Consider the following 812-nt stretch of genomic DNA (forward strand, 5'->3'; position numbering starts at 1 on the left):
GGCGGCCCGGCTGCTCGCCCGGCTGGGCCTGAAGGTGGCGCACGCCGAGGCCGCGCACCCGCTGCTGGAGAAGCTCGGCGCGGTACCCGCGACCCCGCGCGCGGTACTGACCACGCCGCAGGTCCGCACCGCGGTCGCCACCTCGATGGAGGCCGAGGAGCGCTGGGACGACGGACTGGACGACGACCCCGCCGCCGGCCCGCTCGACCCGGACGAACTGGTGGAGACCGTGCTCACGCTGGTCCGGGACGCAGGGCTGGCCCCCGGTGACGAACCCTGGCTGGGCGCGCTCGCTCTCCCCGACGAGGACGGTGAACCCGCGCCGGCCGGTGAACTCGTCTATCCCGGAAGCGCCCTGGAGCAGGTCATCCGGGAGGGTGAACTCGCCGCGTGCGACGCGGAGCTGGCCGAACGCTGGGGTGAGCAGCCGCTGACCGCCGTGGGCGTGCTGGACCGCCTCACCCTCGTCCGGGCCCAGGACGTCGTCCTCGACCCGGACGAACTGGAGCCGCGCGAGGGCGACTTCGCCGAGCCGGACGACGCCGGCCTGCTGGACGCGGTCGACGTGTGGTGCGAGGACGTGCTCGACACGCTGCCCGAGACGCCGGTGCCCCCGGTGGCCGGCGAACTGCTCGCGGTACGCGACCTGGACCTCGTCGACGACGACCGCTGGCCGCAGGCGCTGGCCATGCTGGCGCAGCCGCCGCTGCGCGACGCCCTCACCACCCCGCTGCGGGTGCTGCTGCCCGACGGCACCACGGAGAGCGTCCGCCCCTACACCGCCTGGTGGCTGCGCGGCCACCCGGTACTGG

At 75.5% G+C, this 812-nt stretch carries 1 pseudogene; it reads left to right on the top strand.

Annotation, left to right across the window (positions count from 1 at the left end):
• Nucleotides 1-812, top strand: a pseudogene (locus ACYVE9_RS29075) (sacsin N-terminal ATP-binding-like domain-containing protein); the annotation flags it as partial.

Source organism: Streptomyces sparsus (genome assembly GCF_054776295.1).